At 66.5% G+C, this 14414-nt stretch carries 15 protein-coding genes and 2 pseudogenes; 6 read left to right on the forward strand and 11 right to left on the reverse strand.

The genetic code is table 11. The annotated features are described in order from the left end of the window. Nucleotides 1–11 precede the first annotated feature (11 nt). Both ACQEVG_RS18255 and ACQEVG_RS18260 read right to left on the reverse strand, forming a co-directional pair. Nucleotides 12–132, reverse strand: a pseudogene (locus tag ACQEVG_RS18255) (IS5/IS1182 family transposase); the annotation flags it as partial. Nucleotides 133–600: 468 nt separating this feature from the next. Further along, entirely contained in the window at nt 601–1773 is a 1173-nt protein-coding gene (locus ACQEVG_RS18260; RefSeq protein WP_432984513.1) for an epoxide hydrolase family protein, read from the reverse strand. 82 nt (nt 1774–1855) lie between these two features. On the opposite strand from ACQEVG_RS18260, the gene ACQEVG_RS18265 reads away from it, so the two are divergent. Together ACQEVG_RS18265 and ACQEVG_RS18270 are read left to right on the forward strand one after the other, a co-directional pair. After that, on the forward strand, nt 1856–2431 hold the full coding sequence (locus ACQEVG_RS18265; RefSeq protein WP_432984516.1) for a CGNR zinc finger domain-containing protein: 576 nt from the start codon (nt 1856–1858) through the stop codon (nt 2429–2431). 146 nt (nt 2432–2577) lie between these two features. Continuing rightward, a pseudogene (locus ACQEVG_RS18270) lies at nt 2578–3423 on the forward strand (IS5 family transposase). On the opposite strand, the gene ACQEVG_RS18275 reads toward ACQEVG_RS18270, so the two are convergent. Continuing rightward, a complete protein-coding gene (locus ACQEVG_RS18275) occupies nt 3341–4087 on the reverse strand; it encodes a hypothetical protein (RefSeq protein ID WP_432984519.1) in 747 nt (248 codons plus the stop codon). The pseudogene ACQEVG_RS18270 and the gene ACQEVG_RS18275 sit on opposite strands and share 83 nt — an antisense overlap. Before the next feature lie 178 nt (nt 4088–4265). Next, nucleotides 4266–4655 (reverse strand): ATP-binding protein, encoded by a 390-nt coding sequence (locus ACQEVG_RS18280; protein WP_432984522.1) that lies wholly within the window; start codon nt 4653–4655, stop codon nt 4266–4268. An 864-nt stretch (nt 4656–5519) separates the two neighbouring features. Between ACQEVG_RS18280 and ACQEVG_RS18285 the strand changes: the two genes are divergently transcribed. Then, a complete protein-coding gene (locus tag ACQEVG_RS18285; RefSeq protein ID WP_432984525.1) occupies nt 5520–5858 on the forward strand; it encodes a MerR family transcriptional regulator in 339 nt (112 codons plus the stop codon). 229 nt (nt 5859–6087) lie between these two features. On the opposite strand, the gene ACQEVG_RS18290 is transcribed toward ACQEVG_RS18285, so the two are convergent. Together ACQEVG_RS18290 and ACQEVG_RS18295 are read right to left on the reverse strand one after the other, a co-directional pair. Continuing rightward, nucleotides 6088–7206 carry a fatty acid desaturase family protein gene (locus tag ACQEVG_RS18290; protein ID WP_432984528.1) on the reverse strand — a complete coding sequence of 373 codons (1119 nt, stop codon included), beginning with the start codon at nt 7204–7206 and terminating at the stop codon, nt 6088–6090. 7 nt (nt 7207–7213) lie between these two features. Further along, on the reverse strand, nt 7214–8269 hold the full coding sequence (locus ACQEVG_RS18295; protein WP_432984531.1) for a ferredoxin reductase: 1056 nt from the start codon (nt 8267–8269) through the stop codon (nt 7214–7216). Between the two features lie 86 nt (nt 8270–8355). Between ACQEVG_RS18295 and ACQEVG_RS18300 the strand changes: the two genes are divergently transcribed. Next, a complete protein-coding gene (locus ACQEVG_RS18300; RefSeq protein ID WP_432984534.1) occupies nt 8356–9495 on the forward strand; it encodes a PucR family transcriptional regulator in 1140 nt (379 codons plus the stop codon). A gap of 253 nt (nt 9496–9748) precedes the next feature. On the opposite strand, the gene ACQEVG_RS18305 is transcribed toward ACQEVG_RS18300, so the two are convergent. Next, complete coding sequence (locus ACQEVG_RS18305) at nt 9749–9970, reverse strand: recombinase (RefSeq protein ID WP_432984537.1); 222 nt, start codon at nt 9968–9970, stop codon at nt 9749–9751. Nucleotides 9971–10073: 103 nt separating this feature from the next. On the opposite strand from ACQEVG_RS18305, the gene ACQEVG_RS18310 reads away from it, so the two are divergent. Beyond that, nucleotides 10074–10901, forward strand: coding sequence for a class I SAM-dependent methyltransferase (locus ACQEVG_RS18310; RefSeq protein ID WP_432984540.1), 828 nt, complete (start codon nt 10074–10076; stop codon nt 10899–10901). 445 nt (nt 10902–11346) lie between these two features. Here ACQEVG_RS18310 and ACQEVG_RS18315 read toward each other — a convergent pair whose 3' ends face one another. Next, nucleotides 11347–11904, reverse strand: a complete 558-nt coding sequence (locus ACQEVG_RS18315; protein WP_432984543.1) for an HAD domain-containing protein — start codon at nt 11902–11904, stop codon at nt 11347–11349. A gap of 107 nt (nt 11905–12011) precedes the next feature. Further along, nucleotides 12012–12452 (reverse strand): integrase, encoded by a 441-nt coding sequence (locus ACQEVG_RS18320; protein WP_432984546.1) that lies wholly within the window; start codon nt 12450–12452, stop codon nt 12012–12014. Nucleotides 12453–12488: 36 nt separating this feature from the next. Between ACQEVG_RS18320 and ACQEVG_RS18325 the strand changes: the two genes are divergently transcribed. After that, a complete protein-coding gene (locus ACQEVG_RS18325) occupies nt 12489–13058 on the forward strand; it encodes an NUDIX hydrolase (protein ID WP_432984549.1) in 570 nt (189 codons plus the stop codon). Between the two features lie 14 nt (nt 13059–13072). On the opposite strand, the gene ACQEVG_RS18330 is transcribed toward ACQEVG_RS18325, so the two are convergent. Together ACQEVG_RS18330 and ACQEVG_RS18335 are read right to left on the reverse strand one after the other, a co-directional pair. Then, nucleotides 13073–13276: a hypothetical protein gene (locus ACQEVG_RS18330; protein WP_432984552.1), complete on the reverse strand. Its 204-nt coding sequence runs from the start codon at nt 13274–13276 to the stop codon at nt 13073–13075. Between the two features lie 261 nt (nt 13277–13537). Further along, nucleotides 13538–13822, reverse strand: a complete 285-nt coding sequence (locus tag ACQEVG_RS18335) for a hypothetical protein (protein WP_432984555.1) — start codon at nt 13820–13822, stop codon at nt 13538–13540. Nucleotides 13823–14414: the final 592 nt, after the last annotated feature.

Here is a 14414-nt window from a genome sequence, read left to right on the forward strand (position 1 = left end):
CAGTCGGCGGATCAGGGGCGGAGCCAGAGTTGGAGCGAGGCGACGGTGACGGTGCCGTGGAAGATGTAGGCGCGTTTGGTCGAACCTCGTGGCCACAGCCCGGAAGTTCTTCAGGGCGTTGATTGTCCGCTCAGGATGCGCTGTGCCTACTGAAGAAATGTTGGGGTCGCGACGAGGCCAGACACGGTTGCGTACGGGTCGGCGCATTCGTCGTTGGCGAGCACAACAATGCCGACATCCTGCTCGGGGAGTCGCACGAGCAGAGATTGGTAGCCGGTGTTGTCGCCATCGTCCCTCTTCGCAAACTGCGCCTACACCACACTGTGTCTCTTTAGTCCGCCCGCCATGTGACTGATGCCACATGCTAGTAGGGATCGTCAACTGGCTCTTCGCAGTTGAGGGTGTTGGCGGGCAGGCGTCGAGGTCTTCCAGGACGGAATTTCCTACACTGCCCATCCGAAAGACCTCGACATGCTCCACGCTATCTTTGCCGCGCCCTGTCTGACCACGTTCTGCCGTCTCGATGAACTCGGTTTGGAAGCCGTCGGCAACGCCTTGAGCCGGATCAGGCGGTGATCGATTGCCGGCACCCAGCCGCGTTCACCGATTAGCGGCCAGCACTGCCGCGAGGCCCTCTTGCAGATCTTTGACGAAATACTCGGGAACCTCCAGCGACGGGAAATGTCCCCCGATTTCGGGCGACCTCCATCGGACGATTTTTCGGTACCGCTCCTGTGCCCAGGGGCGCGGACACTTCTCGATGTCGCGGGGATACATAGTGATTGCTGACGGGACGTCGACCCGAAGTTCGGGATCGAGCGAGTTGTGGCTTTCGTAGTAAATGCGGGCCGACGATGCGCCGGTCCGCGTCAGCCAATACAGGGTGACGTCGTCAAGGACGCGGTCTCTGGAAATCGTCTCGAACGGGCTATCTTCGGTGTCTGACCACTCGGCGAACTTGTCGAGGATCCAGGCAAGAAGCCCGACCGGTGAGTCGACGAGCGAGTAGCCGATGGTCTGCGGCCGGGTCGCCTGCTGCTTCGCGTACGCCGCGTGGTGGCGCCAGAAATCGCGGGTTTCCTCGGTCCACTGGCGCTCGACCGCCGTCAGCCCGTCCGTTGTCAACCCGGGTGGTGCCTCCGCGAACGTGGTGTGGATGCCGAGAACGTGCGCCGGGAACCTGCCGCCGAGAACCGTGGTGATATTACCTCCCCAGTCGCCGCCGTGGGCTGCGAACTTGCTGTAGCCGAGCCTTCCCATCAGTTCCACCCATGCGGCCGCGATCTTTTCGGTTCCCCACCCGGTGGTGGCCGGCTTGTCGCTGTAACCAAAGCCCGGTAGCGACGGGACCACGACGTGGAATGCTGGCGCGTCTGCATCTTTCGGATCTGCCAGCTCGTCTACTACATCGATGAACTCGGCAATGCTGCCTGGCCAGCCGTGCGTCAAGATCAGAGGAGTGGCATCTGCGCGCGCGGATCGGCGGTGCAGGAAGTGGATTCCCAGATCATCAATGGTCGTGCGGAACTGGCCGATCCGGTTTAGGCGCTCTTCGAACGACCGCCAGTTGTACCCAGCGCGCCAGTAGTTCACGACACCGACGAGGTCGGCGAGAGGAACGCCCTGTTCCCATCGGCGAGGGTCGGGCGCGGCGCGATAGACCGTCTCAGCCTCCGGTAGTCGCGCCGCGGCTAGTCGCGCACGCAGATCGTCGAGGTCAGCGTCAGTTGCGTGGGCTTCAAATGCTTGCACGTCGCTGGTTAGACGGGGCATGAGACCTCCTGGGCATCGTGGAACCGGCTAAGGCGGTTCTAGCAGTTCTCCGAGCCGCGCCGCAACCCGCTAAGGTGGTTCCATGCGTGCTGCGTTCCCTGACTTCCGCCTCGGTAACGTGCTGGCGACCAGCTTCACGGGGACTCTGTCGGAGCGTCATGGCGACGCCGTGGAGCGCATTCCCACGCCGCACCGACTCATCGACTGGCTGGCAGTGAACGGCCTCGCCGTGGACTCCTGCACCACTGCCCAGCTCGACCTCGCTCGGGAACTGAGGGAGTCGATTCACGCCGCCGCGACAGCGGCCGCGATCCAGGACGCTCTCCCTGCATCTGCTGTCCAAGTCATCAATGACTGCAGCGCTCAGGGTCGGGCCGCAGCGATCCTGACGCCCGAAGGTAAGCGGCGATGGCTACTTGGCTCGGCTTCCTGCGTGGAAGATGCCCTCAGCGTGATCGCCGCCGACGCGATCAGCATCATCGCAGGCGAACGAGACGGAAAATTGGCCTTGTGTGCATCACCAACCTGCCAAGCCGCCTTCTTCGACACCAGCCAAAGTCGCACCCGCAAATGGTGTGACATGAACACGTGCGGGAATCGTCAGAAGAAAGCACGCTTCAATGCTAACCAGCGCAAAAACCCCAGATCAGCGGAGTGATCGTTACCCGGCACATCCAAATGGGCCCCACGCCTGCGACACATCTGTCGCGTTGGGTGCACCCCAACGGCACGACTAAGAACTCCTAACGAAATGATCTTCGAGGGGGTTAAATCACTCCGGGACCGTTGATCCGGGGGTGTGGGGTGGCTCGGCCGAAGCCGTGGGAAGTGGATGACGAGTTGTGGGCGGTGATCGCGCCGCTACTGCCCAAGGTCGAGCGTCGAGTTCGACATCCGGGACGCATGCGGCATCCAGACCGGCTGGTGTTCCAGGGCATCCTGTTCGTGCTGCACACCGGGATCGCCTGGGAACACCTGCCGCAGGAACTCGGTTTCGGCTCGGGCATGACCTGCTGGCGCCGCCTGGCCGAGTGGACCGAAGCCGGCGTGTGGCCCCGCCTATACGACGTCCTCCTCGCCAAGCTCCGCAGCGTGAACGCCCTGGACTTCTCGCGGGCCGCCGTCGACGGCTCCCACATCCGGGCGCTAAAGGGGGAGCCAAGACCGGACGAAGCCCTGTTGACCGGGGCTGGACGGGCAGCAAGCATCACCTGATCACCGAGGCCACCGGCATCCCCCTCGCGGTCACCTTGACCGGCGGCAACCGCGACGACGTCACCCAGCTCATCCCCCTGCTCGAAGCGGTGCCACCGGTACGCGGCAAGCGCGGCCGCCCCCGGCGCCGCCCCGGACCTCGTTCTTGCCGACCGTGGCTACGACCACGACAAGTACCGCCGCCTTGTCTGGGACCTCGGTGTGAAGCCCGTGATCGCACGACGCGGCACCGATCACGGCTCCGGGCTGGGCACTCAACGCTGGGTCGTCGAGCGCGCCTTCGCCCACCTGCACTGGTTTCGCCGCCTGCGGATCCGCTGGGAGATCCGCGACGACATCCACGAAGCCTTCCTCACCCTCGGATGCGCCCTGATCTGCTGGAGGCGTCTTGCCGCGTCACGACAGCAGCCGGTCCCTGCACCAGAAGGTCCTTGAAGCACTGGAGCCAGTCAGTGCGCGCGATCCCCGCACTCCGCCGGAAACAGCACGGCACCTGGCGGCAGTTCGCCCGGATGCCGGGCGAACACCCGCAGGCATGCTTCGAGAGAGCCTTCCGCGGACGGTACCCAAGGGTGAGTTCACTCAGCACGGTGATGGCACCAGCGAGATGCATTTCCACCGCGTGCACGCCGTCGGGGAGACAGCCGGCCAAGATGCCGAAGGCGGCCGTGTCGCCGCTGTCGGCGACGCACTCGCGGATCTCGAAGCGCCAGTGCGCGGCCGCGTCGGCCAGCAATGACTTGCCCCTCTTGCCCAGCCCAACAAGGAAATCGGTGCGATCTCGCAGATGGTGGGCGATGGCACAGCAGATGGGGATCGCGGTGCCGTCAGGAGCCGCCACCCGCGTGTACCCGGTATGCGGATAGCACGACAAAGCCTCATCGAGCAGCCCCAACGCGGTGTCCTGTGCCGCCGGGTGACCCCGCTGGGCGATGTCCAGGAGCAGCGGGGTCGCAACCACAGCCGCTGGGAACACCGCGGCGCTGTGGCCATGAACAATTCCACCGCCGCCGAGCTGCGAGCCAGCCTCCGCCGCCTGTACCAGGTTCGATTGCCTCGGCCGGGGCGCGTAGACCACGGGCGGCACGATCCGGTTCATAGCAGTCGGGATGGCCCGGTATGGAGTCCCAGTCCACCGCGTCGATCTCATCCAGCACAGCAGCATCCTCGCACGCGGCCGCTACCCACCGTCCAAGTCGCAACGAGGTCTTGAGAGTCATTCCCGTTAGGAGTTCTAAGGCTGGCCGGTCGCCCCGGTCGACGCCGACGCCTTGGCGCTACCGGGCAAGAAGGACGCTTACGGTCTTGCCGCCGGCCGCCTGGTGGGTCACCGCGGTGGCGCCGGCGAGGCGGTTGACCATAGGCCAGCCGAAGCCTCCGGTGCCGCCGTTCAGGTCGGGGGTGCGCATGCGCGGGGCCTGCGGGCTGCGGTCGTGCACGGCCACTTCGATGCTGTCCGGGTGCGCGGTCAGGTTCAGGGTGCAGGTGCCGCCGCCGTGGCGCAGGGCGTTGGTGACGAGCTCCGAAACGACCAGGACCACCGTGTCGGCAGCCTCGGATGCAATCGCCGGTACGAGACCTTCAAGGAAATCGCGGGCGCTGTCGCGTGCGTCGGCGACGAGCGCCGCGGAGCGGGCGGTTGCGACGCTGACGCTCATCATGTCCATCAGGTCCCCCTGATCTCTGGATCGTCAATGCCCGGTCCTGCCTGCCCGGTGCTTGTGCCCGGGCCTGCGGCCGCTAACCCGGCTTGGTGACGGCCTCGCTCCCGCCTCCATCGCTGTTCGAGGTCGATTACCTCACTGCCAAACGCGCGGAAATCTATGTTGACCGGAGTAGACATTGGGCGGTGGTGTGGTTATGGTTTCTCTCGTAACCGAGATCAGCAGGACCCGGTAGAGACGAACTTCCGGGCAGCAGTACCCGCAGTTGCAGTTCGCAGGACGGTGCGGTGGTGGAGTTCCGAAGCCAGGGTTGTTGCAGGACGGCGACGGGACTGACGACCGGACCAGGTGGCCCGCAGTGATCAGGGGCCGCCGTGAGCAGTACCGCAGTTCGGTAAGTGCACCCAGCAGTGAAGTGAGTGAGCAGCACCTCGGTGAAGGCGTCGGCTGCGGGCGCGCGCATCGGGAGGTTCGGCAGTGGGGTTCTAAGCCAGAGCAGACGCAGGATGGGTGACGGGGCTGGCTGCCGAAGAGTGGTGCTGTCGCAGGCCACTGAGCAGTTCGCATCACCAGCAGTACGCAGTCCCCCGTTGGTAAGCAGTTGATCAAGAGGGAAGAACGGAGGAGCCCCGCGCCATCAGGATCGCCCGGGCGGAATTCTTGAGCCCGGGTACCGCAGGACATCGATAGTGAGGTGGTCTCCGGTCAGGCAACCGCGATCCCCGCGCTCCCGACAGCATCTCGGTCGGGTCTGCGGAAACAGAAGGCCGGTGCAGTACCAGGGCCGGCAGATGGTGTAGCAGTTCCTTCGGGGCCCTGGTGCCATATGGCACCAGGGCCCCTCCACGCGTTCCACAGAGAGGTGCAATGACAGCAGACGACTCGTTCAGCCGTCTCGATGACGACGACTACCCCGCCTACACCATGGGCCGCGCCGCCGAAATGCTCGGCACCACCCAGGGCTTCCTCCGCGCCCTCGGCGAAGCCCGCCTCATCACCCCGCTGCGCTCCGCGGGCGGACACCGCCGCTACTCCCGCTACCAGCTGCGCATCGCGGCCCGCGCCCGCGAACTCGTCGACCAGGGCACGCCCATCGAGGCCGCCTGCCGCATCGTCATCCTCGAAGACCAACTTGAAGAAGCCCAGCGCATCAACGCCGAATACCGCCGCGCCGCCGAATCAGCGAACCCGACGGCCGCAGCCTGAGACGGCGGAGACCTGCGGTTTTCCCGGCAGCTTCGTCGCTGCCGCTCACGCACGTTACCCGGAACGCTTTGAGCTCTTGGCGCACGTCCAGGCAGCGCAGCCGGACACCGGGCTGCCCGGATCCCGTGTCGTACGGTCTGATGTCGCGGCCGCCCACCGTCCGCAACGGATCTCACCGAAACCGGCGGTGCCGCCGGTACGGCCGAAAGACCTGAACCAATACCGGGAATCAGGCCGCGACGAGCTCCTGCTCGCGGTCCGGCGTCTTGACCTTGGGCTTCTTGTTCGGCAGCGAGAGCCGGAAGACCTTGCGCCACGCGGAGAACACCTGCTTGGGCAGCGGCCCGGTGACGTACTCCAGCTCGTACTTTTCGAACAGCGCGCGCACCTTCACCGCGACCTCGGCGTATCGGTTGCTCGGCAGGTCCGGGAACAGGTGGTGCTCGATCTGGTGCGACAGGTTGCCGGTCATGAAGTGCATGGCCCTGCTGCCGCTGATGTTCGCCGAGCCCATCATCTGGCGCAGGTACCACTGGCCGCGCGTCTCGCCCTTGATCGACCGGCGCTCGAAGACCTGCACGCCCTCGGGGAAGTGCCCGCACATGATCACCGAGTGGGACCAGATGTTGCGGACCAGGTTCGCGGTGAACGTGGCGGCGAGCGTGGTGAGGAACGACGGGCCCGACAGCAGCGGGTGGATCACGTAGTCCTTGAGCACCTGCTTGCGGATCTTGCGGCCCACGGCCCTGGCCCGCGCGCGGAACTCCGGGTTCTTGCTGCGGCGCTTGTGCAGGTTCTTGCCGAGCTCCAGGTCGTACGCTGCGATGCCGTACTCGAAGAAGCAGGCGTTGATGAAGTTCCACAGCGGCTGGCCGAGGTGGAACGGGTGCCACTTCTGGTCCTCGTCGACGCGCATGATGCCGTAGCCGAGGTCGTTGTCCTTGCCGATCACGTTGGTGTACGTGTGGTGCAGCTCGTTGTGCGAGTGCTTCCACTGCTCGGACGGCGAGACGTGATCCCACTCCCAGGTGGTGGAGTGAATCTTCGGGTCTCGCATCCAGTCCCACTGGCCGTGCAGGACGTTGTGGCCGATCTCCATGTTGTCCATGATCTTCGCCACGGACAGACCGGCGGTGCCGAGCAGCCACGCGGGCGGGAAGATCGAGAACAGCAGCACGCCCCTGCTGACCAGCTCGAGCTTGCGCTGCGCCGAGATGACCTTACGGATATAGGCGGCGTCTTTCTCGCCGCGGCTGGCGATCACCTCGTCGCGGATCGCGTCCAGCTCGCGGCCAAGCTCCTCGATCTGCTCCGCGGTCAGGTGGGCGGTGGGGTCGATGGCGGTCAAGGTGCTCCTACCGTTCGATGTCGCAGGGGCCCGCCGCGGCGGACACGCAGGTCTGGATGAGGACGCCCGGCTCGGCCTCGGTGATCTCGCCGGTGCGCAGGTCGCGGATGGCGCCGGCCTTGAGCGGCGTGATGCAGCCGAAGCAGATGCCCATGCGGCACCCGGAGGGCATGAGCACGCCGGCCTCCTCGCCGATGTCCAGCAACGGCGTGGCGCCGTCCGCGTCGACGGTCTTGCCGGTGGTGCTGAACGTGACCTCGCCGCCGTCGCCGGCGACGACGATGCTGGGGCGGAAGCGTTCGGTGTGCAGGCGCTCTTGTACGGCGTGCTCGGTCCAGTGCTCTTCGGCGGCGTCGAGCAGGCCTGCGGGCCCGCAAGCCCAGGTCTCGCGCTCGGCCCAGTCGGGGACGAGTTCGTCGAGACGGGCGATGTCGAGCATGCCGTCTGTGTCGGTGTGCACCTCGGTGAGCCGCAGCTTCTTGTCGGCGACCAGGTCGTGCAGTTCGTTGCGGAAGATCACGTCTTGCGGCTGTGGCGCGCAGTGGACCATGACGACGTCGTCGAACTCGATGTCGCGCAGCATGCCCATCACGGGCGTGATGCCGCTGCCGGCCGTCAGGTAGAGCACCTTGGCGGGCTTGGCCTGCGGCAGCACGAAGTCACCGGTCGGCTGGTCGAGCTGGATCAGCGTGCCCGGTTTCGCCCTGCAGACAAGGTGGTTGCTGACCTTGCCGTCCGGGATCGCCTTCACGGTGATCGTGACGCGGCCGTCCTGGCGGTTTGTCGGCGAGGTGATGGAGTAGGCACGCCACAGGCGCACCCCGTCGACGTCGACCCCGATCCGCACGTACTGACCGGCTGTGTGGCCGCGCCAGCCCCGTCCCGGCCTGATCACGATAGTCGCGGCGTCACCCGTCTCGGGGTGCACGGCCTCGATGCGCCCACGCAGGTCAGCGCCCGCACGCAGCGGGCTGACCAGGTCGAGGTAGTCCGACGGCAGCAGCGGCGTCGTGACCATCTCCAGCAGTTTCCACGCCCTGCTGCGGAGGGCTGCACTCGTCATGACTCCAGCTTGCTGCGCCTCAAGGCGTAAAGTCCTGACCGCAGGACGTAAATCTGGTCGGCTGAATTGTTCGCAGGGAACAAAACGTGAGCCATGCAATCCGGAGGGCCAGCGAACTGGCCCTGGATGAGACGACGGTCACCGCACTTCGGGCCGCGCTGAAGACCACCGCCGACGAGGTCGTCCAGGCGATCATCGACGAGGTCCCTCCCTACGCCAACGCCCTTTCGGGCCGCATGGGCGGCACCATCCGCCGAGCCGTCCGTACCGCCCTGGGGCACTACCTGGACCTCGCGAGCGGGAACGCCACAGGCGGCGACGCCGGTGACGCAGCCTACGAGCTGGGCCGTGGCGAGGTGCGCGACGGCCGTTCGATGGACGCCCTCCTCAGCGCCTACCGCGTCGGCGCCCGCGTGGCCTGGCGATGCCTGGCAGCGGGTGCCGTACCCGCAGGTCTGCCCGCCGCCGAGGTCGCCAAGTTCGCCGAGCTGACCTTCGCCTACATCGACGAGCTCTCCGCCGCGAGCGCCGCGGGCCACGCCGACGAACTGGCCGCCCGGGGCAGGGCCCACGAGCGCCACCTGGAACACCTGGCCCGCGACCTCCTCGCCGGCGCGAGCCCGGACGTGCTGCTGGCCTCTGTTCAACGGGCCGGGTGGCAGCCTCCGGTTTCACTGACCGCGGTCCTGCTGCCCGCCGCCCAGGCCCGGCCGGCCTACCGCGTGCTCGACCCGAGCACCCTCGTCCTCGACGATCTGCCGGACGCCACCGGTGTGCTGCTTGTCCCCGATGCCGACCGATCACATCTCTTGCGGCAGCTGACCGACCGCACCGCCGTGGTCGGCCCGGCCCGGCCATGGACTCGTGCGTCCGCCTCGTACGCACGAGCCATACGCGCGCGCTCGCTCTCCTCTGATATTCGCGACACCGAGGACCACCTGCCCGAGCTGGTGCTGAGCGCCGACGTGGACGCGTTCGCAGACCTGCGTGCCCGAGCCCTCGCACCGTTGCGGACCTTGCCTGTCGCGACCGCACGGCGGCTGGAGGAGACGTTGCGGGCGTGGCTGCTGCACCAGGGCAGGCGGGACGAGGTGGCGGCGGCGTTGTTCGTCCATCCCCAGACAGTCCGGTACCGGATGTCGCAGCTGCGGGAGCTGTTTCCGGATCTCGCATCGCCACACCGGGTCCTTGAACTGACGCTGGCGGTCGGTCTTCGGGTCAGCTGACGGGTACTTCGACCGTCCACGACCGCGTGTGTCGTTGTTGAGCTCTGGCGCGCACCATGAATAGCCCTCTTCCAGCTCTGTCACGACAGCACTCCACCGCGCGAGCAGTGAGTTGAGCGTGCATGGTTGTCCGCCAGCCCTGCGTCCGGCACCGGCAGATACCGCGGCATGCACTGCCTCGTACTCCTCGAGACAGGGGCATCCCGTCGTTGTGCTGGGGCGTTCGATCCATTCGTCGACTATCCCAGGGATGTCAATGTCGTTGAGGCGGGATAGAGGGAATGCCCAGGTCTACGGGGGGAAGCTGCTGGGATCTGTGGACCTGGGACTGCTTCGCGCGCAGGAATGTCAGGGTCAGCTCGATGCCTTCGACCTCGCCCTTCCAGCCCTGGGCGAGTGCGTGCTGGCGGCGGGCGATCAGGTCGTCCTCCAGCTCATCCAGCCGGGGCAGCATCGTCGGATTGACCGAGAGCATGGGACATCGGATGCAGGCTTCTCTGAACTACCCGCGGCAGCGCGTCAGCGGCTGGCGGTAAACCAGTGGCGTCTCCATGGACGGCCCCATAGCTTGTGCGTTCGTGACCGACGATCCGAAGATGCCCCCGAATCGACACGACCTCGGCCGAGTGTTCAACGAGGTACCGGAGCTCTACGACCGGGTCCGGCCCGGATACCCCGACGAGTTGTTCGCGGACCTTGGCGCCATCACCGGCATGGACGAACGGTCATCGGTGCTGGAGGTGGGCTGCGGTACCGGTCAGGCGACGCGCTCGCTGGCAGCGCTCGGATGCTCAGTGACCGCAATCGAGCCGGGCGCAGACATGGCCGCACTCGCTCGCCAGCGGCTCGACACCTTCCGCAACGTCGAAGTCGAGACGTCGACGTTTGAGGAGTGGGACGACCGCGGCCGGCACTTCGACGTTCTCGTCGCTGCGTCGTCGTGGCACTGGGTCGACCCGTCGCTTGGCTGGCAGGGAGCGCACGACGTGCTCCATCCCGCAGGCTGGATAGCGCTGCTCGGCAACGTCGTTGTCCGCCGACCGGGAGAGCAGGAAGTGTACGCCGAGACCGCCGATCTCCACGAGCGGTTCTGCCCCGGGAACCCCGGCTGGGGCCATCCTCCACTGGAGGACGATGTGCGCACCACCGACGAGGGCTGGGGCCTGGTCGACGATCCCAGAGGATTATTCGGCCCAACGATCGTGCGCTGGTATCCAACCGTTCAGTGGTTCAACGGGAACGGCTTTGCCGATCACCTTCGCTCGTTGTCGCTGTACCGGAGGCTCGACCGCGTCGTCCGTGAGCCCCTGCTCGACGCCATCGCCGAGCGCATCCGCACGCGAATGGGCGACCGAGCATCACGCCGTTACCTGAGCGTCCTCCGTGTCGGACAGCGCGCCAAGTGAGGCCAGGGACCGATCTCTGAAGTACCGGCCCCGGCCTAGTCAGAAGCCGGAGAGGGCATTTTCGACTCCCGTGTGCGGAGGGCGATCTGGCCGAAGCTCGGCATACCGAGGCTGACCCCATTGGATCGGCGGGCCGCCTCGGTGTCGAGCTGGGCGAGCTTGTCCTGGGCGCCGGCGAGGCTGACCCGCAGGCCCTCCACCTCGCCGAGCCAGCCTTCACGCTCGGCCTCGGCGATGCGGGCGATGAGACTATCGCGGATGTCGGCGAGCCGTGCCCGTTGGGCTGGATCGGGTCAAAGGAGTGAGCATCTGACGCAAGCTTAACCGAAATGATCTTGAAACAGTTCTCGGGAAGGTCGAGCGCCGGTCCGCTCACAGAAGGTGATGAAAAGTCTTGTGAAGTTCGGAGGTTCGGCGTGTCGCGGACGGGCTGACTCGGGAAGGTTCAAGCCGCGCCGAGCGACGTGGGTGGCTGGTGAGTCCTGCGCAACCAGTCGTCGAGGGTGACGAAGTCCGATTCGGTGAGGCCCAGGCGGGGGTCGACGCGATGGAGCAGAGCATGTCCTGGATGGTGAGTGGATACCCAGGCGCGATCGGTGTCGGTGATCTCGTCGTCGACCCATGTGAATGAGCGTCCGGCAGCCCAGTCGACGAGGGCGCGGGTTTTCCAGTGCAGTCCGTCTCGCTCGTCCTGCTCTTCTTGGTCGGACGACTCCGGCCAAAGCACAACTGCCAACTGCGGCAGGCCGATCCGCGGGGCTATGTGTTCGTTCGCATCCGCCATCCATGTCGTGGCCCAGACCAGATCGCACGGCAGCGTCGTCAACCGGGGCCCGTGCGCTGGATTGATCCTGGCCAGCAACGGATTCGCGTTGGCCCCCTGCAGTTCGGGGGCCGGGTAGGTCGGATAGCCGGTTGGGTACTGCCGCGGCGACGCTCCGAAAGGAATGAGGGGTCCGTCGACATCGAGGAAGAGCAGTGGAGGCTGTGCAGAATCGGTCACCTCCGCACGATAACGGCTCAACCTGATAGTCCCGAGTCGATGAGCAGGTTCGCCAAGCGGCAGCGGGCCCGCCCTTCGCGAGCCGAAGATCGGGCTCCTATCGGCGATCAGTCCTTGAACTCGGCGCTGCTTCGCCCAGCATCGCGGCGGAAGTCGGGGATGCCGAGATGAACGGTGGAGCGCTGCCCTGCACGGTCGCGCATTTCCTCCAGCTTCTGTGCGGCGCCGGCCATGGTGGTCTCGATGGCGGCGACCTCGCCGAGCCAGCCCTGGTCCTTGGCCTCCTGGAGGCGGTCGATGAGGTTGGCGTGGATCTCCTGAAGACGAGGCATCTGGGCCGGGTCAACGAGAAGTAGGGGACATCTGACACAGGCGTTTTCATGCTGGCAAGGCGTCGCGTAGTCGCGGCCGCAGGTTCCCAAGGCGACCTTGCGGAGTTCGAAGTGGGAGAGGAACTCGTCCCACTGGGTGGCGGTGAGCTCGCGGTATTCCTCGCTGGGCCGCTCGGTTCTGCGGCGGGCGATGAAGGCCCGGTGATGGGAGATCACGTCGTCCGGGTAGATCGCTAATGGTGGAGTCGGGTATTGGAACTGCCCGAATGCCCGGCCGCTGTCATGATCGACAGCGTTCTTCGGGGCTGGCAGGCTGGCGCGATGCGGATACCCAGACAAGCAGCCAGAGTCGCGGTCCTGGACCCAGCGGGGTCGATCTTCATGTTCCGGTATGACAACGAGGAAGTCGGCGTCCACTGGGCGATGCCCGGCGGCGGGCTGGATCCGGGAGAGTCACCGCTGCAGGCGGCTGAGCGCGAGTTGCGCGAAGAGACCGGGTGGACCGACATCGAGGTCGACGGCACCGTGCTGTGCCTGTGGGAACACGACTTCACCAGGGCCGGGGTGCCGGTTCGTCAGCACGAGCAGATCTTCCTCGCGCGTGGTCCCCGCCGAGATCCAGTCGGCGATCTGGCTGCTTCGCATGCCGCAGACAAAATCCTCCGATGGAGGTGGTGGTCGCCCGAGGATCTGGCCGGTGATTCCGAGCCGTTGTGGCCGCCGCAGCTGCCCGCATTGCTCGCCGACGTGTGGAAAGACGGTGCCCCGGCGACGCCCATCGACCTTGGCTATGTCCGCAACGGTGCCGTCAGCGAGAGCTGACTGGAAGGCGCATCTCAGGAGCCTTGCCTTCGGCTGATCTCGGCTGCGTAGGCGCCCCAGTCTCCGGCGGAGGCTCGCTGCCACTTGACGGCGACGGTGATGTCGATGCCGAGGGTGCGGGCGAAGGTGCCGGGCAGGACGCGGGCCAGCTGGCGCAGCGGGGAGTGGTCCAAGTCGGCGGCCCGGCGGCGGAGGTATTCCACCAGCAGGTTGCGCACGTTGGCGTTGCGCAGCTGCTGCCGGGTCGACGAGTTCCTCGACGGTCTTCTGTCCGCCGACGAGCGCGGCCCGCAGCAGATGCGGAGCCGACGGCGGGAAGTGGCCCGTCTCGTAAAGGAGGTGCCAGGCCGCCATGCCCGCGTAGTTGTACTCCTGGACGCGCTTGGTGGCCCCGCGGGTGAGCTGCTTGCGCCTCGATTCCAGCGAGTAGTGCAGCAGCGCCTCCGGTGTCAGGTCGGCCAGGGAGATCCCGAACACGGTCAGCGCGCACGCGACGTCGAACAGCGCGGTGCGTTGGGCCGAGGGGGAAGCGTCGGATGCTTCGACCGCGGCGTGGACTTGGCCAGCTGCGGGTCCTTGGCCACGAGGCGGAAGTCGAGGGCGTAGTTCGGGTAGGCGTGGCCGCGGAAGGAGTCCAGGCTCGGACGGATCACTCGCAGGCAGAACAGCTGTCGGGTGCCCGAGATGAACAACTTCCGCAGTTTCTTGTTGTCTCCGCCCAGGTCGCCGGGGTTGGTGCCGTACTCGTCCAGTCCGGCCGCCACCCATCGCTGCTGCCAGGTTCGGCCCGGGCTTTTCGAGGATCGTCACCGTACTGAGGTGGCGCACCCCGCGCCGCTCGGGGTTTTCATCGGCCCAGGCGTCCACGGCGGCAGCGGCCACCTTGTTCACCGGGGCGCGGGGGAGGTCGCCCGCCGGTCGGGGCAGGTTCTCGGGTTCGGCCGGTGGGCCGGGCTGGATGATTCTGGTGTTCACCCGGTCCGCCGGTGCCTGCTCCCGCAAGGGATTGCGCTGGATGCGGCAGGTTGTCGGGCCCATGGGCTCGGCGAGCTTGTCCATCAGGTCCTCCAGGCCGACCGTGGTGTAGCGGCGGTAGTGCTGAGATGCGCGTGCCGCAGGGTCGTCTGCACCTCCACCAGCGTCAGCGAGGGGTCCCGCGCCATCCGCGTGGGCGCAGTGTGCCGGGTGTCGTGCAGCGTGTAGTTCGTGCCGAGCACAGCGTTCGCCCGTTGGACTGGCCGGTGGCTCACACAGCTGCGATCGCCTGGCAGGCGGTCAAGGCGGGTGAGCCGCTCACGGTCCTTTCGCTGGAACCCGAGTTGTACGCCCGAACGGGCATCACCCCGCTGAATCCCA

The organism is Streptomyces sp. CA-135486, from assembly GCF_050936555.1.
In the GTDB taxonomy this organism is placed as follows: domain Bacteria; phylum Actinomycetota; class Actinomycetes; order Streptomycetales; family Streptomycetaceae; genus Streptomyces.